The organism is Streptomyces sp. HNM0645 (genome assembly GCF_030056615.1).
Lineage (GTDB): Bacteria > Actinomycetota > Actinomycetes > Streptomycetales > Streptomycetaceae > Streptomyces > Streptomyces marianii.
This window is the reverse complement of the sequence record NZ_JASHLT010000059.1, coordinates 17,961-39,788: the sequence shown is the minus strand read 5'-3', so window position 1 is coordinate 39,788 and position 21,828 is coordinate 17,961. Positions and strand designations below refer to the sequence as shown.

Below are 21,828 nucleotides of genomic sequence, written 5' to 3'. Positions count from 1 at the left end.
CGGCACCGGCGACCACCCCGTCAGCGCGGACCTCACCGCCAACGGCGAGACCACCACCGTCACCATCCCCGAAGACGGCTTCGAATCCGTCGGCGAAGGCACCGTCGGCGGACCCCGGTCCGTCCTCGTCGAACTCCGCGTCACCGGCTGATCCGACGGGGCGAGCCCGGTCCCGGCGCACGTCCGCGTGCGGCGCCGAGCGCGGGGCTTCGCGTCTCCGGCGCTCCTGCCGACCAGATCCACTCCGCCCGGCCGACATCGGCCGGCACACCTCGAAACCCAGGAATCCCATACATGCCGTACACCAGATCGCTGAGAACCCCGCGCCTCACCGCGCTGGCCGCCGCTCTGACGGCGGTCCCCCTCGCGCTCAGCGCCGCACCCGCGTCCGCCGTCACCGGCGGCACCGTTCCCAGCGGCAGCGCCTTCGCCTACACGGCGCGCCTGGACATCGGCGACACGACCCGCGGTTGCTCCGCCGTGCTGGTCGACGCCGAGTGGCTGCTCACCGCGGCCAGTTGTTTCGCCGACGACCCGGCCGTGAGCCTCGCCGTGCCCGCCGGTGCCCCGAAGCAGAAGACCACCGCCGTCATCGGCCGAACCGACCTGACCGGCACGCAGGGCGCCGAGCGCCGTGTCGTGGAGCTGGTCCCGCGTTCCGACCGCGACGTGGTCCTCGCCCGTCTCGACCGTCCGGTCACCAACGTCACCCCCATCGCCCTGGCCACCACCGCTCCGTCCGCGGGCGAGGAGCTGACGTTCGCCGGGTACGGGCGCACCAGGACGGAGTGGGCGCCGCTCAAGCTGCACACCGGCACGTACACGGTGGACTCGTCGGCCGCCACCACGGCCGACGTCACCGGCAAGAACGGCGCGGCCGCGTGCAGCGGCGACTCCGGCGGTCCCGTGGTCCGCACGACGGGCGGTACGGCCACCCTGGCGGCCCTCACGAGCCAGTCCTGGCAGAGCGGTTGCTTCGGTGTAGAGGCCACCGAGACCCGCACCGGCGGGGTCGCCGCCCGCGTCGACGACCTGGCCTCCTGGGTGAACTCCAGGGCCGGTGCCACGCGCATCACCGACTTCAACGGTGACGGCCTCGAGGACATCGCGATCTCCGACCCCAAGGCCGTCGTCGGCGCCGACGAGGGGGCCGGTGTGGTCCGGATCGTGTACGGCGGCGGCAAGGGCACCGCCGAGATCAACCAGGACCTCGACTGGGTGCCGGGCGGCGCCGAGGCGGGGGACTGGTTCGGTGAGGCCCTCGCCACCGTCGACCACAACGAGGACGGCTACACCGACCTGGTCGTCGGCACACCCTCCGAGGACCTCGGCTCGGTGTCCGACGCGGGCATGGTCGACGTCCTCTACGGCGCCGCCGGCGGCATCGGTACGGGTGCCGTGAAGGGCGTCCACTTCGAGCAGGGCAAAGGCACGGGCGCCATGGCGGCCTCGGCCGCCGAGACGGGCGACCGCATGGGCCACGCCGTCGCCGCCGGGCGGACCGCCGCGGGTGAGCCGTACCTGGTGATCGGCGTTCCCGGCGAGGCCCTCGGGTCCGTCGCCAAGGCGGGCAGTGCCTTCTACGTGCGCGGCGCCACCAACGTCGCCGTCCACCAGGACAAGCCGGATGTCCCGGGCAAGGTGGAGGCGAACGACCGCTTCGGCACCAGCGTCGCGGGCGATGCCCACCACATCGCCATCGGCAGCCCCAACGAGGCCATCGGCACCCGGGCGGACTCCGGCGGTGTGGCGGTCTTCGGCCACGGCGGTGCGAACGGCGTTCCCACCCCGCAGTTCGGGCTCGACCAGGACCTCGACACCGTCTCCGGCGCGGCCGAGGCCGGCGACGAGTTCGGCGCCTCCCTGTCCCTGGTCGCGTACCGCCCGTCGGGTGCCGCGACTGCCACGGAGTCGTTCCTCGTGGTCGGCTCGCCCGGCGAGTCCCTGGCGGTGAACGGCGCCGACAAGGCCGATGCGGGCCGTGTCGTCACCTTCCGCGTCACCGCCGCCGGTGCCTTCAGCGAGGTCGACGCCCTCTGGCAGGGCACCGGTGACGACACGGTGTCCGGCGCCGCCGAGACCGGCGACCGCTTCGGCGAGAAGGTCACGGCCGTCAACACCGCACCGCGTGCGACGAGCACCGTCTCGACGCTGCGGGTCGCGGTCGGCATCCCCGGCGAGGCAGTCGGTACGACGGCGGGTGCGGGCGCGGTCCAGACGTTCCCGCTCCTCGGCAGGGCGGGCGACTCCGACGTCTGGATCGAGGCGGGCAACCCCTCGGGCCTGCCCGGCACCCCCGGCGCAGACCAGCACGTCGGCAGGAGCATCACCTTCACCGGCACGAACCTGTACGTCGGCATGCCGTACGGCCCCGCCCTCGGCGCGGTCCACGTTCTGCCCTGGTCGAACGTGAGCGGCGGCGCGAAGGCAGCCGTCACCACCCACAAGCCCGGCACGGGCGGCCTCCCGCCGGCCGGCGGCCGCTTCGGCTACGTGGCCAAGTAGGCACCCGCGCCGTGTAGTGGACACGAGGAAGCCCCCGAGGGCCCGGCAAGGGTCTCCGGGGGCTTTCGTCACACGGACGCGACCAACCAACCAGGCTGGGTAGTGCGACCAAGGGCTCGCAGATCATCAACACGTTGTCTTGATCTTGCTCTCGGGGGCGCTGCTTTGAGCGAGGACCCGGGCCTGGAGGGGTGCGAGGGCGGCGTCGGATCACCCCGCACATCCGGTTCGATCAGCGCCGGCGGAGCCGGCCGCAGCCCCGGATCCACATCGGCGACCCGCTTGCGGCCCCGCCCGGACGCCGCACCCGCCCCAATGGCCCCTCACCGGCCTCCAACTCGAACACGCCCTTGCGGACCGTCGTCTCACTCGCCGCGGCCGCCCGTGCGACGGCCCGGACGCCACCGTGCCCCAGGACACGGGTCTCGGCGGCCATCAACAGTCGACGCTGCCGCTCGTCCAGATGCGGGAACAACACCGCCAACTTCACCGGGAGCTGGTCACGAACCTCGTCCGGGATGCGCATACCACACCAACGAGCCCCCGCACGGGAAGCAACACCTTGATTCCCTGCAAGCCCTCAGGACGCGGGTGACGGTGTCCGGGAGGGCGATGGGTTGCTTTCCTCGGACTGCGGCGCGGTCGGCAGGTCGAACACGTTGCGCGGTGTCACCACCTCGGTGACGGCGCGCCCGAGCATCGTGCTCAGCGCCTGGCCGCGGTAGTCGGTGTCGGAGTTGACCAGGATCACCAGGGTGGCCCGCTGGGACGGCAGTTGCAGGGCCAGCGTCTCGTAGCCGGGGAGCTCCCCGTTGTGACCGATCCAGCCGCCCACCCGCATGATGCCCAGTCCGTACTGGACCTGCGGGATCGTCGTCGGCCCGAACCGCAGACGTTCCTTCTGCGTGGCGGGGGTGAGCAGCCGCCCGTCGGCCAGGGCGGGCAGCCAGGTGTGGAGGTCGTCGAGGTCGGAGATCACGGCGCCGGCCGCCCAGGCCCAGGACGGGTTCCAGTTGGTGGCGTCGACCGTGCCGCCGGACGGGGTGGCCGTGGCGGCACCGGACTTCGTGTAGGCGGTGTAGCCGTGGGCGTAGGGCTCCGGCATCGCTTCGTCCGTCGGGAACGAGGTCCCGTCGAGCCTCAGTGGCGCGAACACGCGCTGCCGGAGGTAGTCCTCCAGCTGCTGTCCGGTGACCTTCTCGATCACCAGCCCTAGCAGCACCGTGTTGGTGTTGCTGTACTCCCACCGGGTGCCGGGCGGGAAGTTCGCCGGGTGCGCGAACGCGTGGTCGAGCAACTGCTGCGGGGCGAACGTCTGTTGGGGATCGGCCTCGAAGGACTTCTCCCACTTGTCGTCCTCGGTGTAGTTGAACAGGCCGCTGCGCATGTCGGCGAGCTGGCGCAGGGTGATCCGGTTGCCCGCCGGTACGCCTTCGACGTACTTGCCGACGGGATCGTCGAGTCCGACCCTGCCCTGGTCGACCAGTTGCAGCAGGCCCGTGACCGTGAACGTCTTGGTGACGCTGCCGATCCGCATGTGCAGACCGGTCTTCATCGGTGTGCCGGACGACTTGTCGGCCACGCCGAACGCCTTCTCGTAAGTGCCGCGGCCGGGAATCCAGACGCCGACGATCACACCCGGAATCCCGGCTTTCGCCATGGTGTCGGTGACGGCCTTGTCGAGGGCCTCCGTCACGGCGGGATCGAACTCCTGACGCACGGTCTGCGCCTGTGCGCCGGTCAGGCCCGTGGCGACCAGCAGCAGGGCGGCGAGGACCGCCGGCACGACTCTGAGACGGATCATCCGCGGCCACCTCTGGTTTCTCGGCGAACGAGGTGAAACGGCCCCTTCGGTGAAACGGTCGATACAGGGATCATCCATCATAGGATCGCCGCAATCGGAGGGCGACTCGAGCCCGGACGCAGTCCGGGCGGGCCGCGTCCGGGCCGGGGCTGGTCGGGCCGGGTGGGAGGCGGGGTGGGCGCAGGGGTGCCCCGCCTCCCACGGCCGGGGTGCGTGCGTCGCCGGGTGGGTGTCCGCCGGCTTGCGCGCGTCACGGCTGTGTGTTTCTCCGCGTCCGTGCGTCGGTCCGTGCGTCGCCGGGTGCGTGCACCGGTCCGCGGCCCTGGCGCCTCAGCCGCCGACGCCGACCCGGAGTTCCTTGATCCCGTTAAGCCACGCCGCGCGCAGTCGGCGCGGGTCGCCTGCCAGGCGGAGGTCGGGGAGGATGTCGGCGACGGCGTTGAAGATGAGCTCGATCTCCTGAACGGCGAGGGACTTGCCGAGGCAGAAGTGCGGGCCGCCACCGCCGAAGCCGAGGTGCGGGTTGGGGTCGCGGGTGATGTCGAAGGTCCCGGGGTCCTGGAAGACCTCGGGGTCGTTGTTGGCGGACGAGTAGAAGAGGCCCACCCGGTCGCCCTTGCTGATCCTCTGGCCGCCGAGTTCGGTGTCCTGGGTCGCCGTCCGCTGGAAGGAGACCACGGGCGTGGCCCAGCGGACGATCTCCTCGGCCGCCGTCGCCGGACGCTCCCGCTTGTAGAGCTCCCACTGCTCGGGGTGGGTGAGGAAGGCGTGCATACCGTGGCTGATCGCGTTGCGGGTGGTCTCATTGCCCGCCACCGCCAGCAGCAGCACGAAGAAGCCGAACTCGTCGGAGGAGAGGTTGCCTTCGCCCTCGGCGGCGACGAGTTGGGTGACGATGTCCTCCGCCGGGCATTCCTTGCGCGCAGCCGCCAGGTTCATGGAGTAGCCGATCAGCTCCATGGCGGCCTCGGCGCCGATCTCCTCAGTGATCGCGTACTCCGGGTCGTCGTACGCCACCATCTTGTTCGACCAGTCGAAGATCCGGGCGCGGTCCTCCTGGGGGATGCCGATGAGTTCGGCGATGGCCTGCAGCGGGAGTTCGACGGCGATCCGGGTGACGAAGTCGAAGCCGCCGTCCGCGCTGCCCCTCGCGGCCTCCCTCGCCTCCTCGACGATCCGCCGGGCGCGGTCGCGCAGCGCCGACTCCAGTCCGCGTACGGCGCGCGGGGTGAAGCCGCGCTGGACTATCTGCCGGACCCGGGTGTGCTCGGGCGGGTCCATGTTGAGCATGATCAGGCGCTGCGCCTCGATCTGGTCGCGGCTGATGTGCTCGTTGAAGCGGATGACCGCGGTGTTCTCGCTGGAGGAGTACAACTCGGGGTGGGTGGACACGTGTTTGACGTCCGCGTGGCGGGTGACCGCCCAGTAGCCCTCGTCGTCGAAGCCGGTGATGCCGCGTGGCTGCGGGCACCACCAGACGGGAGCCGTCCGGCGCAACCGGGCGAACTCGGGGAGGGGGACGCGGCTCTGCAGCAGATCGGGGTCGGTGGCGTCGAACCCTTCGGGGAGATGGGGGCAGGGCATCGGCAACTCCAGGTCTCGCGGCTGGACAGCTGTGCGGCGGCTGCAAAGTTCTGACGACCCATCAGAATTGCCCGCAACGTAGTAACGGGTTCTACAACTGGCAAGACTCGTGTCGGGAACTGTTGCGTGCAGGAGCCTTGCATACCTGGGGTAACACTCATAAGACTGCTAGAGAACTAGAACGCGTACTAGTTCTTCTTGCGGTTCTTGCGTGCGGGGTACCGGGACACCCCGCGCCGGTGCTGAGGAGAGGACGAGCTCATGGCCGCGGAACCCGTCATCGTCGAAGCCGTACGCACGCCCATAGGCAAGCGCGGTGGCGCGCTCGCCAATCTGCATCCCGCCTACCTGCTGGGCGAGACCTACCGTGAACTGCTCGGCCGCACCGGCATCCACGCCGACTGCGTCGAGCAGATCGTCGGCGGTACCGTCACCCACGCCGGCGAGCAGTCCATGAACCCGGCGCGCAACGCCTGGCTCACCATGGGGCTGCCCTACGAGACCGCCGCGACGACCGTCGACTGCCAGTGCGGCTCCTCGCAGCAGGCCGCGCACATGACCGCCAACATGATCGCCGCCGGGGTGATCGACGTCGGCATCAGCTGCGGCGTCGAGGCCATGTCGCGCGTACCGCTGGGCAGCGGCTCCAAGCACGGACCGGGAAAGCCCTGGCCGGACGAGTGGAACGTCGACCTGCCCAATCAGTTCGAGGCCGCCGAGCGCATCGCGCGCCATCGCGGACTCACCCGCGAGAACGTCGACTCCCTCGGCCTGATCTCTCAGGAGCGGGCCGCGGTCGCCTGGGCCGAGGAACGCTTCAAGCGCGAGACCTTCGCCGTCCAGGTGCCCACGACCGAGGAGGAGCAGCATGCCGGACAGGGCATGTGGCGGCTCGTCGACCGGGACGAGGGTCTGCGGGACACCTCGATGGAGGCACTGGGCGGGCTGAAGCCCGTGATGCCGACCGCGGTCCACACCGCCGGGAACTCCTCGCAGATCTCCGACGGTGCGGCGGCGATCATGTGGGCGTCCAAGCGCATGGCGCGGGCCCTGAAGCTGAAGCCGCGCGCCCGTATCGTCGCGCAGGCCCTCGTCGGGGCGGACCCGCACTTCCATCTCGACGGGCCGATCGACGCCACACGGGCGGTGCTGGGGAAGGCGGGCATGTCGCTCAGGGACATCGACCTCGTGGAGATCAACGAGGCGTTCGCCTCCGTCGTGCTGAGCTGGGCGCAGGTCTTCGACCAGGATCTGGAGAAGGTCAACGTCAACGGCGGGGCCATCGCGCTGGGGCACCCCGTGGGCGCGACGGGCGCGCGGCTGATCACGACGGCGCTGCACGAACTCGAACGGACGGACAAGGAGTTCGCCCTGGTGACGATGTGCGCGGGCGGGGCACTGGCGACGGGCACGATCCTGCAGAGACTGTGAGCTGTGAGCTGTGAGCTGTGAGCTGTGAGCTGTGAGGCCGTGAGGCGTCATCCGTCTTCCGGGCGTGCTCCGATGGTTCGTGACGGGTGGACTTGAACTCCGTCCAGAGGGACGGGAGGCGGGCGGGTTTCGCCCGCTCTCCTGCCCCGCGGAGTTCGGCGGTGTTGCCCGCCGCGATCACGGCGAACCGTGCGGTCCACACCAGTGCCGGGAGGCACCGGCCGGCTCCTTGTGGAGGGTTCACCGGTCCGGCCCGAGCGCCTGACGCGCCACGCGGTAGCGGAGGTGGACGACTCGCGAGCCGAACGTGCGGGTCTCGACGAGTTCGAGATCCACCCGGCGCTCGTGCTGGGGAAAGAACGGAACGCCGCCGCCGACCAGCACCGGATAGACCCTGGCTCGGTACTCGTCGATCAGTCCCAGCGCGGCCGCCTCGGCGGCGAGAGTCGCGCCGCCGATCGCGATGTCGCCCTCACCCGGCCCGGCCCGCAACCGCTCGATCTCCTCCGCCAGACCGCCGGAGGCCAGGCGGGCAGTGCCCTGCACCGCCGACAGCGTGGTGGAGAACACCACCTTCGGGAGCGGCTTCCAGAGCGCGGCCCACTCGAGCATCGCGTCGTCGAGCGACGGATCCTGGTCGGCGGTCTCCCAGTACAGCATCGTCTCGTACAGCCGTCGTCCCAGCAGGTGGACACCGACCTGTCGAATCTCGTCGATCCAGGAGCGAAAGACCTCCTCGTCGGGCGCCGTCCAGTCGAAGTCGCCGTCCGGCCCGACGATGTAGCCGTCAAGCGAGACGCTCATCGAATAGGTCACGCTGCGCATCACGACTCCTCCTCGGTGACGGGTTCGACAGTACGACCACCGGACGCCGCGGGACACGACGAAGGCCCCGGGCCGACGCGTGGTGCGTCGGCCCGGGGCCCGGGTCCGCTGTGCGCGGCAGTCCGTCGTCCGCCGTCCGGCCGGCTCAGTACCAGTGGTTGGCCTGCCAGAAGTTCCAGGCGCCGCACGGGCTGCCGTAGCGCTCGTTCATGTAGTCCAGACCCCACTCGATCTGGGTCTTCGGGTTGGTCTTCCAGTCAGCGCCGGCGGAGGCCATCTTGCCGCCCGGCAGGGCCTGGACCAGGCCGTAGGCGCCGGAGGAGGCGTTGGTGGCCGTGTGGTCCCAGTTGGACTCGTGCGAGACGATCTTGTCGAAGCACTGGAACTGCGCGGTGGGCATCATCTGCTTCGCGATCTCCTGCGGCGTCGCGGCCGCGGCCGTCGACGTCGTCCCCATGACCGCGCCGGCCGCACCCAGAAGCACGGCGGTACCGGCGGCGAGGGACTTGCTGCGGGCGGAGATGCGGGTGATCAGCGAGCGGGACAAGGGCTTACCTAACGTTCGGGGACTCCGGGTCGCGAGGGGCGGGCCGAGCCGGGCTCGTGTGCCGGGCTTCCAGGCCCTGCTGCGCCTTGCGACGGGAACAGTTGTAGCCAGCCCCGGGGGGCCCTTGCCGTGACCGGGCTCACGCCGTGGATACGACATGGAGGGGGCATTGAAGGCCGAAAGTCCTAAACCGGACATATGCGGTTTAAGGGCAGGTGGGGGGTGGCGGGTCGGGAACCCGCCTCCTCGGACGACGTCTACGAACGCCGATAGTTTTGGGACCAAAGTCCTGTGGGCCGCCTCACCCCTCGGGAGAGGTCCTGGCCGTCTCGAATGTGACCTGGGCCTCGAACGCTGCCCGCCGCGTCGCCCGGCGGAGCGCCTTCAGCAGCGTCGGGCCCACCGCGAGGGTCAGGACGACGGTGAGGGCCGCCCGCCCCAGGTCCCAGCCGAGGGAGGTGGCGAGGACGTACGCCCCGAACCGGACCAGGTTCTCGGCCACGGGAGCGCCCTCCTGGAACGAGATGCCGGAGGCGAGGCCCGGTACGAGCGTCCAGCCGTAGAGGTTCATGACCGTGCCGTACGCGAACGCCGCGGCGAAACCGTACCCCGCGAGCATCAGCAGCTCCGCACGGCCCCTGAGGCGGTGCGCGCCCGGCAGGAGACCCGCGCCCATCGTGAACCAGCCCATGGAGAGCATCTGGAACGGCATCCACGGCCCGACCCCGCCCGTGAGCAGGGCGGACGCGAACATCGTCACCGACCCGAGGACGAACCCGAACCCGGGCCCGAGCACCCGGCCGCTGAGCACCATCAGGAAGAACATCGGCTCCAGTCCCGCCGTGCCCGCGCCGAGCGGCCGGAGCGCCGCGCCCACCGCGGCGAGCACACCGAGCATGGCGACGGCCTTCGCGTCCATCCCGCCGTCGGCGATGGTCGCGACCACCACACCGACGAGGAGGGGGAGCAGGGCGGCGAACAGCCAGGGGGCGTCCTGTGCGTGGCCGGTGACGGTGGCGTCCGCGTCGGCGAGCAGCGGCCAGCCGAAGGCCACGACACCGATCGCGCTGATGAGGACGAGGGCGGTGACGGCGCGGGGGCCGAGGCGCACGGGGCGGGCGGTGCGGGCGGGGACGGGGCGGCGCGCGGTCCCGTGCAGGTCGCCCCGATCGGGTCGGTCGCCCTGGTCGGGTCGGTCGTGTCCGTCGTGCAGGTCGTGCAGGTCAGGTCCGACCTGCCGGTCGGGTCGCCCGGTGGTGTCGGCGCTGCTCACAGGGCCGCCTCCACCTGGGCGACGGTGAGCCACGGCTCCGGAGCGAGGATCTTGGCGACCTGAGGGGCGAAGGCGGGGGAGGAGACGACCACGTCGGCCGTCGGTCCGTCCGCGACGACCTCGCCGCCCGCGAGGATCACCACACGGTCCGCTGTCTCCGCGGCGAGTTCCACGTCATGCGTGGCCAGCACGATGCCGTGGCCCTCGGCCGCCAGGCCGCGCAGCACGGTGACGAGTCGCGACTTCGCCGCGTAGTCGAGGCCGCGGGTCGGCTCGTCGAGCAGCAGGAGCGGGGGACGGGCGGCCAGCACGATCGCGAGGGCGAGTGCCAGCCGCTGTCCTTCGGACAGATCCCGGGGGTGGGTGGCGTCCGCCACCCCGGGGAGCAGCGTGGAGACCAGCTCCCGGCAGGTCCCGGGCGCGGCCCCGGCGTCCGCGTCCGCGGCGGCGCACTCGGCCCCGACCGTGTCCGCGTACAGCAGATCCCGCGGTTCCTGGGGAACGAGCGCGACGCGCCGCACCAACTCGGCGGGCGGGGTGCGGTGAGGGGGGCTCCCGCCGACCCGGACCGTGCCCGACGCGGGCTCGACCATGCCGACGAGGCTGCCCAGCAGCGTCGACTTCCCGGCGCCGTTGCGGCCCATGAGGGCGACGGTCTCTCCGGGCGCGACCACGAGATCGACCCGCCGCAGCGCCTCGATCCGACCGCGCCGCACCCCGAGCCGCGCGGCCTCCACGAGCACCGCCGGGTCGTACTCCCCACCCGGCTCGACCTTCCGGGCCCGCCCGCGCCCGAACCGCGGGACCAGGGCGGCCGGCCCTCTTCCCCTGGCGGTTCGCCGCCCGCGCGCCGCGGGGCCTGGGACATCGGCACGCGCCGGGCCCGGCGCTGCTCCGCCGGTCGTGTCCGTGCCGTCCACCGTGCGGGCGGAGGACGAGACGGTGGCCGCGGGCCCGGCCTCCCCGGCCACCTCCCCGCGCGCCGAAGGGCGTGTGCCCCGCGCGGCTGCCGGCGTCACCCCCGCCAGCCGGGCGCGCAGTTCGCCCGCGTGGCGGCGGGCGTCGCGGACGGAGAGGGGGAGCGGGGCCCAGCCCGCGAGGTGGCCGAGAGCGACGACCGGGGGGCGGACCGGGGAGAAGGACATGACGTCGGCGGGGGCGCCCGACACCGGGGGCTCGCCGGGCGCGGGCATCAGAACGACCCGGTCCGCGTACTGCACCACCCGCTCCAGCCGGTGCTCGGCCATCAGGACCGTCGTCCCCAGGTCGTGGACGAGCCGTTGGAGCACCGCCAGCACCTCCTCCGCCGCCGCGGGGTCGAGCGCGGACGTCGGTTCGTCGAGGACCAGCACCTTCGGGTGCGGGGTCAGCACGGACCCGATCGCGACCCGCTGCCGCTGCCCACCCGAGAGCGTCGCGAGGGGACGGTCGCGGAGTTCCGCCAGCCCCAGCAGGTCCAGCGTCTCCTCGACCCGCCTTCGCATCACGGCGGGCGCCAGCCCCAGCGACTCCATTCCGTACGCCAGCTCGTCCTCGACCGTGTCGGTGACGAAGTGCGCGAGCGGATCCTGGCCCACCGTGCCGACGACGTCGGCGAGTTCGCGCGGCTTGTGGGTGCGGGTGTCGCGCCCGTCGACCGTCACCCGACCCCGCAGCGTGCCGCCCGTGAAGTGCGGCACCAGCCCGGAGACCGCCCCCAGCAGTGTCGACTTGCCGACTCCCGAGGGCCCGACCAGCAGGACGAGCTCGCCCTCCGGGACGGTGAGGTCCACCCCGGAGACCGCCGGCGCCGCCGCGGCGTCGCCGTACGTCACCGAGACGTTCTCGAAGCGGATCATGACGTGGACTCCTTCGGCGGCACGGGCGCCACGAACGCGGGCAACAGGCCCACCAGCACCGCCGCGGCGGGCCACAGCGGCAGGGCGGGCACGGTCAGGGGGACGACGCCGGGATGCAGCGCACCGGGCTGGTAGGCGCCCGCGCGGATCATCAGCGCCGCCACGACGACGCCGGAACCGGCCACCAGCCAGGCCCTCGGACCCCAGCGGTCCGGGCGGTAACGGGTGCGGACCTGGCGCCGTCCGCCGAGCCACAGCCCGCCCAGCGCCGCCGCGAACCCGCCGAGGAGCACGGGGAGGCCGTACCCCGAGCCTTCCGCGGCGAGCAGTCCGTACGAACCGGCGCACACGCCGAGCAGCCCGCCGAGGGTGAGCGCGGTGGTGGTGCGCCGCACGGCCGGGGGCACCTGCGCGGTACGGCCGTAGCCGCGCGCGTCCATGGACGCGGCGACCGCGACCGAACGCTCCAGCGCCCCCTCCAGGACCGGCAGCCCGATCTGCAGGACCGCCTTGACCCCGCCCGTCGGACGGCCCCGCAGCCGCCGTGCGGTACGGAGCCGGAGCACGTCGGCGACCATGTTCGGCGCGAACGTCATGGCGACGACGACGGCGACCCCCGCCTCGTACAGCGCGCCCGGGAGCGACTTCAGCAGCCGGGCCGGGTTCGCGAGCGCGTTCGCCGCGCCGAGACAGATCAGCAGGGTCGCCAGCTTCGCCCCGTCGTACAGCGCGAACACCATCTGCTCCGCCGTCACCCGGCCACCGACCCTGACGCCCCGCGCCCAGTCCGGCAGGGGCACCTCGGGCAGTGTGAGCAGGACGCGGGTGCCCGGGATGGGCGAACCGAGGACGACGGAGAACACCAGCCGGATCGCGATCACGGCGAGGCCGAGCTTGACGAAGGCGCCGTACGAACGGGCCCAGGGGGCGTCCGTGCGCCGGGCCGCCACGACGTATCCGGCGACGCCCACCAGCAGCCCGAGGAGGAGGGGATTGGTCGTCCGCGAAGCGGCCGTGGCGAGGCCGAGCGCCCAGACCCACCAGGCTCCGGCGTGCAGCGCGTTGCTCCGGCCGGCGGCGGGCGCCCGCAGGGCACCGCGCAGCGGTCGGCGCTCCCGCGGGGCCCGGCCGGACGGCCGACTGCCGCGGGGCGCGGCGCCGCTCTCGTGGCTCCCGTCGTCCGGGCCGCCGACCGGGCCGCTGCCGGAACCTTCGCCGGAGCCCGTGTCCGCGTCCGGACCGCTTCCGGGGCCGTCGACCGGACCGCTTCCGGAGCCCCGGCCCGCGCCCGGCTCCCGGTCGCCGGGGCGGGCGTGCGGGACACCGCCCAGCAGTCGGACGGGACGCCGCCGTCCGTGCGGCTCCGCGGGGTCGTCCGCCGGCGTGGGCACGGGCGTCCGGGTCATCCGCGGCGGCGGGACTGCCAGAACGCCGCCCCGCCCAGCGCGAGCACGGCCGCGATGCCCGCGAAGAGCCCCAGCGTGGGGCCCCCGCCGGCCGCCTCGCCGCCGGCCGCCCCGGAGGGCTTCCCGGCCGGCGGGGCGGAGGCGCCGGACTCCGCGGGCGCCGGGTCCCCGGCCGAGACCTGCTCGCCGCAGCCCGTCCTCGGGTAACCGGAGATCGCGCACAGCAGCGCGTCCGAGTTGTAGCGGAGCGGCTTGGCCACCGCCGCCAGGGCCTCCGCGCTGGTGGCGTCCGAGGGGACCGCGGCGCAGCCGGACGCCGGCGCGGACGGGGGCCGCTCACCGGACGGCGCGTCCGCCTCGGTGCCGAAGTCGATCACGACCCCGACCCGTTTGGTGCCGGGCTTCGCCGGGGTGTCCGCGCACAACTGGGAGAAGGAGGGGGCGGTACGCGGCTTCGCCGAGTCCTGCGAGTCCGCGCTGACGGAGAAGCGGTATCCGTCCACCGAGCCGTCGGCCGGCCGCGCCGTGGCCGGACCCTGGGTGGCGTAGGCCCAGGCGGTACCGCCGGACTGCCAGAACGACCAGTACCGGTATCCCGCCGCCTGCGCCTGCGCCTGCCCCGCCACGCCCGGCACCGCGAGCACGGTGCCGAGCGCGAGGAGGAGCGCGGTCAGTCGCCTGCGCATCACTGCTGCTTGCTCTTCCGGCGGCCGCTGATCAGGATGCCTATGCCGGCACCGGCCGCGAGGCCGGCGCCGACGATCCACCAGATCCCGGCGCTGTCGCCGCCCTTGTGCTCCTCGCCCGCGTCGCTCTTCGTGCGCGGAGCCGGCGGCTCGGTGGTGGAGGCCGGCGCGGGACCGGTCGCGTTGAGCTGCCGTACGAGGTCGGCGCCGCCGAAGTCCCGCGGGTCGTCGCCATGGGCGTGCGCGGCGAGGATCAGCTGCGCGTACGCCGCCGGGCCGCCGTCCTTCGCCCACGCCGCGGAGTTCTTCTCCAGCCACTGGACCGCCCTGTCCGCCTTGTCGCCGTGCCCGGCGGCCGAGAGCGCGAGGACCGCGTCCGCGGTGTTGCCGAAGTCCGGGAGCGGGGCCGGGTCGGCGGCGCCCGGCATCGGCGGCGAGTCCAGATGGCCGGTCTTCGCGAGCGCCGTGGCCAGGTACGCGGCGCCGTTGCGGGCCGACTGCTCCGGGGTGGCCTTCGCCGGGGAGGTGCAGGCGGCGGGGCCGCCGTCCGGCTCCGGGCCGGAGACGACCAGGCCGCGGCCCAGCCCGGCGAGCACGGCGGCCGCGGTGGCGTCGCCGTTGGCGAGGAGCTTTCCGGCCTCGTCCGGCTGGTAGGCGAACGCACCGCCGCCGGCCTTGTCGGCGCATGGCACGGCGAACGTGACCAGCGCGTCGAACGGGCTCTTGCCGCTCTTCGACTTCACCTCGCCGGGCCGCGCCTTGGCCGCGGCGAAGGCGCCGATCACGACGGACGTGGAGTTCGCGTCGGACGGCATGCCGGGGTTGTAGCTCCAGCCGCCGTCCTCGTTCTGCACGGACTTCAGCCACTCGAGGCCCTTGTTCACGGCCTCCCCGTGGCCGCCGAGGGCACGCAGGGCCTGTACCGCCGCCGCGGTGGCATTGGTGTCCAGCATCGTCTTCGCGTCGCACGGCTTGGACGCGTCCGCGCGGTAGGAGGCGAAGCCGCCGTTCTCGCACTGCTGCCCGGTGAGCCACCCGACGGCCTGCTCGGCGGGCACGGTCTTGGCGACGTCCTGGGCGAGCAGGGCCAGCGACTGTCGCCACACCCCGTCGTAGGTCGGGTCCTTCGTGCCGTAGAGCCCGGCCGGGAGCGCCGCCGAGGGGGAGGGGGTGGGGGCGGCCGTCGCTGCCGGAGCAGCGGTCACGCAGAACACGGCGGAAGCGGCGGCGAGCGCTGCTGCGCTGCGGCGAACTGACATGGCGGGCTGGGCCTCTCCTGTGGGGAGCCGGGCACAGGCACGCTGGGGTACCAGGCTCCGGCCCCGTATTCCTCGACGGTGCCTGCCAGCGGGCCGGTCCCGATGGCACGAGCCGGTCACGGCCGGTACAGGGCATTCCGACTCGCCGCCGGCGACGGCGGCTCACGGTTGCGGGTCAGTGCCGGATTCGCACCGGCTTCCCCCCGTACGGGTGTGATGACGACTCGCACACTCTACCGGCCCGTAATCCCAGCCCCTCGGGACGGGCGGCCGGGTACGGCAGGAGGCCCTCGACGGCCCTGCCCACCGGGCCCCGCGCGGTTCTCGGAGAGGGGCCGGCGGCTTGTGCGAGGGTCCGGCTCGGATGGATCTCGGTGGCCCGGAGCGGTCGGCGGGACGGTCCGGCTCGGGTGGCTCTCGGTGGCCCGAGCCGTGCTCATCCAGCCCTCGCACTCCGGCTCAGCCGACCGCGGTGTACGCCACCGGGGCGCTGCCCGGCACCGCCTCCACGCGGCCCAGTTTCACCAGGCGGCGCAGATGGGCCTCGGCCTCCGAGACGGCGATGGTGCGCGAGCCGTAGGGGATCTCGTCCCACGGCCGGTTCCACTCCATGCGCTCTGCCAGTTGCCAGGGGGTCAGCGGTGCGGCGAGGAGGGACAGCAGCCCGGTCAGCCGCTCCTCGTGGTGGGCGAGGAGCTCCCGGACCCGTGCCGGGGCGTCGGTGAAGGCGTGCTGGTGCGCCGGGAGCACCTCGGCGGCGCCGAGGCGGCCGACGCGTTCCAGCGAGTCCAGGTAGTCGCCGAGGGGGTCGGTGACCGCGGAGTCGTCGGGGTCCTCGTACAGGCCGATGTGCGGGCTGATGCCGGGGAGCAGATGGTCGCCGGAGAAGAGGCGGCCGCGGCCGGGGAGGTTCGCCGGATGCTCCTCCTCCAGGTGCAGGCACACATGGCCGGGCGTGTGGCCGGGAGTCCAGACGGCCCGCAGCCGCCGTCCGGCGAGGTCCACCAGTTCGCCGGGTGCGATCTCGCGGTCGGGCAGGGCCGCCCGCAGCCCGGGGAGGGCCCGCATCCGGCCGCGCTCGCGGGCCGCGAGCAGCGGGGCGAGGTGCTCCTCCGGCGCGCCGACGGCGGTGAGCTTCCCGGCCAGGTAGTCGAGCCAGGCCCCGGGCCGGGCCTCCCGGGTGCGGCGGACGACGGCGATGTCGGCCGCGTGCATCGCGATCCACGCGCCGGACGCCTCGCGGACCCTGCCGGACAGCCCGTGGTGGTCCGGGTGGTGGTGGGTGACGAGTACGCCGTGGACGTCGGCCACCGCGAGGCCCAGTTCGGCGAGGCCGTCCGAGAGCGCCGTCCAGGACGCGGGGTCGTCCCATCCGGTGTCGACGAGGACGGGCCCGCGGCCGGTGTCGAGGACGTGGACCAGCGTGTGGCCCAGGGGGTTGTCCGGGATGGGGACCTTGAGGGACCACACACCGCCGCCGTGCTCCGTCACCCGCGTCATCGGCTCCCCATCCTCCCGGCCCGGGCCCAAGAACGAGAACCCGTTCCAATGGTCGCCCAAGTCGACTTCATTGCAAAGGGCTCGGCGGTGTGCGGGGCCGGGGCGGGGAGCGCCGGTCCGCGCCCGCGCCGATGCTTCCCGGGAGCGGGTTCCGGCCGTGGACTCCTCCGGCGGGAACTGGTATCTGTTCAGGCGGTCGGCAAATCTGAAATACCGTCAGAAAAACTGGAGCGCTCGGAGAGCCGGGGCCGCGGGAGGCAGTCGTCATGTCCGAACTGGTGGAGCACGGGAAACTCTTCATCGGCGGGGAGTTGGTCGATCCCCTCGGCACGGACACCATCGAGGTGGTCTCGCCGCACACCGAGGAGGTCATCGGACGCGTCCCGCACGCCTCGCGGGCCGACGTGGACCGGGCGGTCGCGGCCGCGCGTGCCGCCTTCGACCGAGGGCCCTGGCCGAGGACGCCGCTCGAGGAGCGCATCGAGGTCGTCGGCAGGATCAAGGACGCGATCGCCGTACGGCACGAGGAGATCGCCCGCTCGATCAGCTCCCAGAACGGATCGCCGTACTCCTGGAGCGTCCTGGCCCAGGCGCTCGGCGCCATGATGGTCTGGGACGCGGCCATCGGCGTCGCCCGCGACTTCACCTACGAGGAGCGGCGCGGCGGAGTCCTCGGCCCCCTCCTCGTCCTGCGTGAACCGGTCGGCGTGGTCGCGGCCGTGGTTCCCTGGAACGTCCCGCAGTTCGTCGCAGCGGCCAAGCTCGGGCCCGCCCTGCTCGCCGGCTGCGGCGTGGTCCTGAAGCCCTCGCCCGAGTCCCCGCTGGACGCCTACATCCTGGCCGACATCGTCCGCGAGGCCGGCCTGCCCGAGGGAGTGCTGTCGATCCTCCCCGCCGACCGAGAGGTCAGCGAGTACCTCGTCGGGCATCCCGGCGTCGACAAGGTCTCCTTCACCGGCTCGGTCCCGGCCGGCCGGCGCGTGATGGAGGTCGCCGCCCGCAACCTCACCCGCGTCACCCTCGAACTCGGCGGCAAGTCCGCCGCGGTGATCCTGCCGGACGGGGACCTGGAGGCGGCCGTCCAGGGCATCGTCCCGGCGGCCTGGATGAACAACGGCCAGGCGTGTGTGGCCCAGACCCGCATCCTCGTCCCGCGCCCCCGCTACGACGAGTTCGCCGACGCCTTCGCCGCGGCGGCCGGGGCGCTGGTGACCGGCGACCCGCTGGACCCGGCGACCCAGGTCGGTCCGCTCGTCGCCCGCCGCCAGCAGCAGAGGTCGCTCGGCTACATCGCGCTCGGTCAGGAGGAGGGCGCCAAGGTCCTCGCCGGCGGCGGCCGCCCGGCCGGCCTCGACCGCGGCTGGTACGTCGAGCCGACCCTCTTCGGCGGCGTCGACAACGCCATGCGGATCGCTCGGGAGGAGATCTTCGGCCCCGTCGTCTGCCTGCTGCCGTACGGCGACGAGGGCGAGGCCGCCGCGATCGCGAACGACTCCGAGTACGGGCTCAGCGGTAGCGTCTGGACGGCCGACGTCGAGCACGGCATCGACTTCGCGAGGCGCGTCAGGACCGGGACGTACAACGTCAACACGTTCAGCCTCGACATGCTTGGCCCGTTCGGCGGATACAAGAACTCCGGGCTGGGGCGGGAGTTCGGTCCTGAGGGGTACGGCGAGTACTTTGAGCACAAAATGGTTCATTTGCCGTCGGGATACGGGAGCGAGAGCTGATGGGTGACCGCTGGCAGGTCGAGGTCGACCGTGGTGTGTGCATCGGTTCGGGGATGTGTGTCAACAACGCGCCGGACGGCTTCAAGCTGGACGCGGCCCGCCAGTCGCACCCCACCGAACCGGAGACCGACGCGGACGAGGACATCCTCACCGCGGCGGAGGGCTGTCCGGTCGAGGCCATCTCGATCCGGCTGCCGGGCAGCGGTGAGGCGGTGTTCCCGCCCGAGGAGTAGCCTCCTGCGGTCCGGTACCGGGAGCAGGGTGGGGAACATGGAGAAAGCAGAGGCCAGGCGGCTGATCGAACGTGCCCGGCAGGCCTTCGACGCCGGGGAGTGGCGGCAGTGCGCGGATACCTACGAGCAGGTGCTCGCCCACTTCCCGGACGAGGGGGCCGGCGGCGTGTGGTGGTACGACGCGGCCCTCGCGTACAAGTTCCTGCGCGACTGGCCCAAGGCCTACGCGCTCGGGCGGGAGGCCGCGGCCCGGGCGCCGCGCGGAGAAGGCGATCCGGCGTTCTGGAACCTGGGCATCGCGGCGACGGTCCTGCGCGAGTGGGAGGTGGCCCGCGACGCCTGGGAGGGCTTCGGTGTCCCGGTGCCGGAGGGGGAGGGGCCGATCGACGTCGACGGCGCCTTCGGCATGACCTGCGTGCGGCTGGAGACGGACGGCGGGCAGGAGGTCGTGTGGGCCCGGCGGCTCTGCCCCACCCGGGCGCAGGTGCTCAGCGTGCCCTTCACCGGCGGCCGGCGGTTCGGCGAGGTCGTCGTGCACGACGGGGAGCCGAAGGGGGAGCGTGTGGTCGACGGGCAGCGGATCGCCGTTTTCGACGAGCTGGTCCTCTTCGAGCCCTCGCCCCTGCCCACGCTGGTGGTGACCGTGAACGCCGCCGAGGCGGCGGATGTGCACGCCCTGGTCGGGCTGTTCGCGGAGGAGGGCTTCGGCGCGGAACCGAAGAGCAGTTTCGTCCTGCACTGCGGATGCTGCAGCGAGGGCACCGTCGAGTACGAGGGCGACAGCGTGCATGCCGGGGCGCAGGAGGTCGCGCTCGCGGCGCCGGTGGAGGAGGCCGGGCGCATCCTCGGCGCATGGTCGGGGCAGGTCGCGGCCGGGCGGAGCTGGAGCGGACTCCGGATGGTCTGCTGAGGCGGCTTCCGGTCGGTCCGCCACTCGGCGCCTCGGCCGGCCGGCCGGCCTCAGCCGGTCCGCCGGCCCGGCTGCCTTCCCGGGGCCGTGAGGTCGATCAGGCGGCAGACCGTCTCGATGTCGATCTTCACCTGGGCGATCGAGGCGCGACCGGACAGCCAGGTGATCAGGGCCGAGTGCCAGGTGTGCTCGATGACCCGGACGGCGGAGAGCTGTTCGGGCGTCGGGTCCTCCAGGCCCATCGCGTCCAGGATGATCGCCGTGGTCTGGCGCGAGACCGTGTCCACCTCGGGGCTGACGCTGCGGTCGGCGAAGGTCAGCGCACGCACCATCGCGTCCGCGAGGTGCGGTTCGCGCTGCAGCGCGCGGAACGCCCGCATCAGGGTCTCGGCCACCCGCTGCGCCGCGCTGTCCGCGACCGGCGGGCGCTTGCGCAGGGTGGTGTGCAGATGCTGGAGCTGGTCCTGCATCGTGGCCACGAGCAGGTGCACCTTGGAGGGGAAGTAGCGGTACAGCGTGCCGAGCGCGACACCGGCCGCCTCGGCGACCTCACGCATCTGCACGGCGTCGAAGCCGCCCCGGCTGGCCAGCTGCGCGCTGGCGTGCAGGATGCGGCGGCGCCTGGCCTCCTGGCGCTCCGTCAGGGGCGGGGTCGCCGGAACGGCCGGCCTGGTTTCCGCGCTCATCTCTTCCGTCCCCGTCCCCGTCCCCGGCCCAGGGGCCCTTCCCGGCCCGCTGTCCGGATCCGTGCTGCGTTTCCGTTCCGGGAGCTGCCGGAGGGCCAGCATGGCAGGGCTCCGCGCCGTGGCGCGAATCACCTGATCCAGGCCTTACAGCAGCGCTACCTGCCGGTAGATTCGATGCTCCTTGAGCGATCAAGAACGATCAAGTGTGGAACTTGTTCTAGATTAGCGCGAGCGGTTACGCTCCGGCGAAAGTGGAGTGAGAAGGGGGCCGTAGGTGACCGCTGAGGCCATAGCGGCCGGGCCCCGTCGGGGTGCGTCCGGTGCCGGTGACCGACCCCTGCGCATCGCGCTCCTCACCTACAAGGGCAACCCGTTCTGCGGGGGCCAGGGCGTCTACGTACGCCATCTGTCCCGGGAGCTCGCCCGCCTCGGCCACAGCGTCGAGGTGATCGGCGCCCAGCCCTTCCCCGTGCTCGACGAGGGCGTGACGCTCACCGAGCTGCCCAGCCTCGACCTGTACCGGCAGCCCGACCCCTTCCGCACCCCGGGGCGCGGCGAGTACCGCGACTGGATCGACGGGGTCGAGGTCGCCACGATGTGGACGGGCGGCTTCCCGGAGCCGCTGACGTTCTCGCTGCGCGCACGGCGCCATCTGCTCGCGCGCCGGGGTGAGTTCGACGTCGTCCACGACAACCAGACCCTCGGGTACGGACTGCTGGGCGACCTCGGCGCACCGCTCGTCACCACCATCCACCACCCGATCACGGTCGACCGGCAGCTCGAACTCGACGCCGCGCAGAACTGGCGCCGCCGGGCGTCGGTGCGCCGCTGGTACGGCTTCACCCGGATGCAGAAGCGGGTCGCGCGCAGGCTGCCGTCCGTCCTCACCGTCTCCGGCTCCTCCGAACAGGAGATCGTGGAGCACCTGGGCGTGCGGCCGGAGCGGCTGCGGGTCGTGCACATCGGCGCCGACACCGATCTCTTCTCGCCGGACCCGTCGGTGGCCGAGGTGCCCGGCCGGATCGTGACGACGTCGAGCGCCGACGTGCCCCTCAAGGGCCTGGTGTACCTCGTGGAGGCGCTCGCCGAGCTCCGTACCGAGCAGCCGGACGCCCATCTCGTCGTGGTCGGCAAGCGCGCCGAGGACGGACCCGTGGCCCGGATGATCGAGCGGTACGGGCTCGGTGACGCCGTGCGGTTCGTGAAGGGCATCTCCGACCAGGAGCTGGTGGACCTCGTGCGCAGCGCCCAGGTGGCCTGTGTGCCGTCGCTGTACGAGGGCTTCTCGCTGCCGGCCGCCGAGGCGATGGCCACCGGCACCCCGCTGGTCGCCACGACCGGCGGCGCCATCCCGGAGGTCACCGGTGCCGACGGCGAAACCTGCCTCGCCGTGCCGCCCGGCGACGCCCACGCCCTCGCCGGCGCGCTCGGCCGGCTCCTCGGGGACGCGGGACTGCGCCGCCGAATCGGCACGGCCGGGCGCAACCGCGTCCTGTCCCGGTTCACCTGGACCCGTGCGGCCCAGGGCACGGCGGAGCTCTACCGCGAGGCCATCGCGGCACGCCCGGCCGCGGCCGGTGCCCGATGAGCACCCGGCGTTCCGCACCGCGG

At 72.9% G+C, this 21,828-nt stretch carries 17 protein-coding genes, 1 pseudogene and 1 riboswitch; of the genes and pseudogenes, 6 read left to right on the top strand and 12 right to left on the bottom strand.

All coding sequences use genetic code 11. The annotated features are described in order from the left end of the window. Positions 1-294: 294 nt before the first annotated feature. Positions 295-2,505 carry a trypsin-like serine protease gene (locus QMZ92_RS31190; RefSeq protein ID WP_283300924.1) on the top strand — a complete coding sequence of 737 codons (2,211 nt, stop codon included), beginning with the start codon at positions 295-297 and terminating at the stop codon, positions 2,503-2,505. Between the two features lie 197 nt (positions 2,506-2,702). Here the strand turns inward: QMZ92_RS31190 and QMZ92_RS31185 are convergent. The 3 genes and pseudogenes from QMZ92_RS31185 to QMZ92_RS31175 form a co-directional block, all read right to left on the bottom strand. Then, positions 2,703-3,031, bottom strand: a pseudogene (locus QMZ92_RS31185) (ISAzo13 family transposase); the annotation flags it as partial. A gap of 54 nt (positions 3,032-3,085) precedes the next feature. Continuing rightward, positions 3,086-4,309: a serine hydrolase domain-containing protein gene (locus tag QMZ92_RS31180; protein WP_283300923.1), complete on the bottom strand. Its 1,224-nt coding sequence runs from the start codon at positions 4,307-4,309 to the stop codon at positions 3,086-3,088. 330 nt (positions 4,310-4,639) lie between these two features. After that, the gene (locus tag QMZ92_RS31175; protein WP_283300922.1) at positions 4,640-5,893 is read right to left on the bottom strand and encodes a cytochrome P450; all 1,254 of its coding nucleotides are present in this window, start codon (positions 5,891-5,893) and stop codon (positions 4,640-4,642) included. Positions 5,894-6,154: 261 nt separating this feature from the next. On the opposite strand from QMZ92_RS31175, the gene QMZ92_RS31170 reads away from it, so the two are divergent. Further along, a complete protein-coding gene (locus QMZ92_RS31170; RefSeq protein ID WP_283300921.1) occupies positions 6,155-7,324 on the top strand; it encodes a steroid 3-ketoacyl-CoA thiolase in 1,170 nt (389 codons plus the stop codon). A 240-nt stretch (positions 7,325-7,564) separates the two neighbouring features. On the opposite strand, the gene QMZ92_RS31165 is transcribed toward QMZ92_RS31170, so the two are convergent. From QMZ92_RS31165 to QMZ92_RS31130, 8 genes are all read right to left on the bottom strand, one after another. After that, positions 7,565-8,149: a dihydrofolate reductase family protein gene (locus tag QMZ92_RS31165; protein ID WP_283300920.1), complete on the bottom strand. Its 585-nt coding sequence runs from the start codon at positions 8,147-8,149 to the stop codon at positions 7,565-7,567. Positions 8,150-8,294: 145 nt separating this feature from the next. Further along, the gene (locus QMZ92_RS31160) at positions 8,295-8,696 is read right to left on the bottom strand and encodes an aggregation-promoting factor C-terminal-like domain-containing protein (protein WP_283300919.1); all 402 of its coding nucleotides are present in this window, start codon (positions 8,694-8,696) and stop codon (positions 8,295-8,297) included. A 301-nt stretch (positions 8,697-8,997) separates the two neighbouring features. Beyond that, complete coding sequence (locus tag QMZ92_RS31155) at positions 8,998-9,855, bottom strand: ECF transporter S component (protein ID WP_283300926.1); 858 nt, start codon at positions 9,853-9,855, stop codon at positions 8,998-9,000. A 110-nt stretch (positions 9,856-9,965) separates the two neighbouring features. After that, entirely contained in the window at positions 9,966-11,807 is a 1,842-nt protein-coding gene (locus QMZ92_RS31150; protein ID WP_283300918.1) for an ABC transporter ATP-binding protein, read from the bottom strand. Next, positions 11,804-12,910, bottom strand: a complete 1,107-nt coding sequence (locus QMZ92_RS31145) for an energy-coupling factor transporter transmembrane protein EcfT (RefSeq protein ID WP_283300925.1) — start codon at positions 12,908-12,910, stop codon at positions 11,804-11,806. Before QMZ92_RS31145 ends, QMZ92_RS31150 begins: the two co-directional genes overlap by 4 nt. Positions 12,911-13,209: 299 nt before the next feature. Next, on the bottom strand, positions 13,210-13,899 hold the full coding sequence (locus tag QMZ92_RS31140; protein ID WP_283300917.1) for an SCO2322 family protein: 690 nt from the start codon (positions 13,897-13,899) through the stop codon (positions 13,210-13,212). Then, positions 13,899-15,158 carry an SCO2321 family membrane protein gene (locus tag QMZ92_RS31135; RefSeq protein ID WP_283300916.1) on the bottom strand — a complete coding sequence of 420 codons (1,260 nt, stop codon included), beginning with the start codon at positions 15,156-15,158 and terminating at the stop codon, positions 13,899-13,901. The genes QMZ92_RS31140 and QMZ92_RS31135 overlap by 1 nt, the downstream gene beginning before the upstream one ends. Positions 15,159-15,271: 113 nt before the next feature. Beyond that, positions 15,272-15,408, bottom strand: a riboswitch (cobalamin riboswitch). Positions 15,409-15,617: 209 nt separating this feature from the next. Continuing rightward, a complete protein-coding gene (locus QMZ92_RS31130) occupies positions 15,618-16,658 on the bottom strand; it encodes a Strvi_7410 family MBL fold metallo-hydrolase (RefSeq protein WP_283300915.1) in 1,041 nt (346 codons plus the stop codon). Between the two features lie 266 nt (positions 16,659-16,924). On the opposite strand from QMZ92_RS31130, the gene QMZ92_RS31125 reads away from it, so the two are divergent. The 3 genes from QMZ92_RS31125 to QMZ92_RS31115 are packed head-to-tail and all read left to right on the top strand — an operon-like array spanning position 16,925 to position 19,531. Next, the gene (locus QMZ92_RS31125; protein ID WP_283300914.1) at positions 16,925-18,388 is read left to right on the top strand and encodes an aldehyde dehydrogenase; all 1,464 of its coding nucleotides are present in this window, start codon (positions 16,925-16,927) and stop codon (positions 18,386-18,388) included. Continuing rightward, entirely contained in the window at positions 18,388-18,621 is a 234-nt protein-coding gene (locus QMZ92_RS31120; protein WP_283300913.1) for a ferredoxin, read from the top strand. The genes QMZ92_RS31125 and QMZ92_RS31120 overlap by 1 nt, the downstream gene beginning before the upstream one ends. Before the next feature lie 37 nt (positions 18,622-18,658). Beyond that, positions 18,659-19,531, top strand: a complete 873-nt coding sequence (locus tag QMZ92_RS31115) for a tetratricopeptide repeat protein (protein WP_283300912.1) — start codon at positions 18,659-18,661, stop codon at positions 19,529-19,531. Positions 19,532-19,581: 50 nt separating this feature from the next. Here the strand turns inward: QMZ92_RS31115 and QMZ92_RS31110 are convergent, their stop codons facing one another. Then, on the bottom strand, positions 19,582-20,217 hold the full coding sequence (locus QMZ92_RS31110) for a TetR family transcriptional regulator (protein WP_138055570.1): 636 nt from the start codon (positions 20,215-20,217) through the stop codon (positions 19,582-19,584). A 274-nt stretch (positions 20,218-20,491) separates the two neighbouring features. Between QMZ92_RS31110 and QMZ92_RS31105 the strand changes: the two genes are divergently transcribed. Continuing rightward, complete coding sequence (locus QMZ92_RS31105; RefSeq protein WP_283300911.1) at positions 20,492-21,805, top strand: glycosyltransferase family 4 protein; 1,314 nt, start codon at positions 20,492-20,494, stop codon at positions 21,803-21,805. Positions 21,806-21,828 lie beyond the last annotated feature (23 nt).

Bases quoted from the DNA above. Each gene is read 5' to 3' on its own strand.
- QMZ92_RS31190 (WP_283300924.1), top strand. From the start codon at position 295: ATGCCGTACACCAGATCGCTGAGAACCCCGCGCCTCACCGCGCTGGCC.
- QMZ92_RS31180 (WP_283300923.1), bottom strand. From the start codon at position 4,309: ATGATCCGTCTCAGAGTCGTGCCGGCGGTCCTCGCCGCCCTGCTGCTG.
- QMZ92_RS31175 (WP_283300922.1), bottom strand. From the start codon at position 5,893: ATGCCCTGCCCCCATCTCCCCGAAGGGTTCGACGCCACCGACCCCGAT.
- QMZ92_RS31170 (WP_283300921.1), top strand. From the start codon at position 6,155: ATGGCCGCGGAACCCGTCATCGTCGAAGCCGTACGCACGCCCATAGGC.
- QMZ92_RS31165 (WP_283300920.1), bottom strand. From the start codon at position 8,149: ATGCGCAGCGTGACCTATTCGATGAGCGTCTCGCTTGACGGCTACATC.
- QMZ92_RS31150 (WP_283300918.1), bottom strand. From the start codon at position 11,807: ATGATCCGCTTCGAGAACGTCTCGGTGACGTACGGCGACGCCGCGGCG.
- QMZ92_RS31140 (WP_283300917.1), bottom strand. From the start codon at position 13,899: ATGCGCAGGCGACTGACCGCGCTCCTCCTCGCGCTCGGCACCGTGCTC.
- QMZ92_RS31135 (WP_283300916.1), bottom strand. From the start codon at position 15,158: ATGTCAGTTCGCCGCAGCGCAGCAGCGCTCGCCGCCGCTTCCGCCGTG.
- QMZ92_RS31130 (WP_283300915.1), bottom strand. From the start codon at position 16,658: ATGACGCGGGTGACGGAGCACGGCGGCGGTGTGTGGTCCCTCAAGGTC.
- QMZ92_RS31125 (WP_283300914.1), top strand. From the start codon at position 16,925: ATGTCCGAACTGGTGGAGCACGGGAAACTCTTCATCGGCGGGGAGTTG.
- QMZ92_RS31120 (WP_283300913.1), top strand. From the start codon at position 18,388: ATGGGTGACCGCTGGCAGGTCGAGGTCGACCGTGGTGTGTGCATCGGT.
- QMZ92_RS31115 (WP_283300912.1), top strand. From the start codon at position 18,659: ATGGAGAAAGCAGAGGCCAGGCGGCTGATCGAACGTGCCCGGCAGGCC.
- QMZ92_RS31110 (WP_138055570.1), bottom strand. From the start codon at position 20,217: ATGAGCGCGGAAACCAGGCCGGCCGTTCCGGCGACCCCGCCCCTGACG.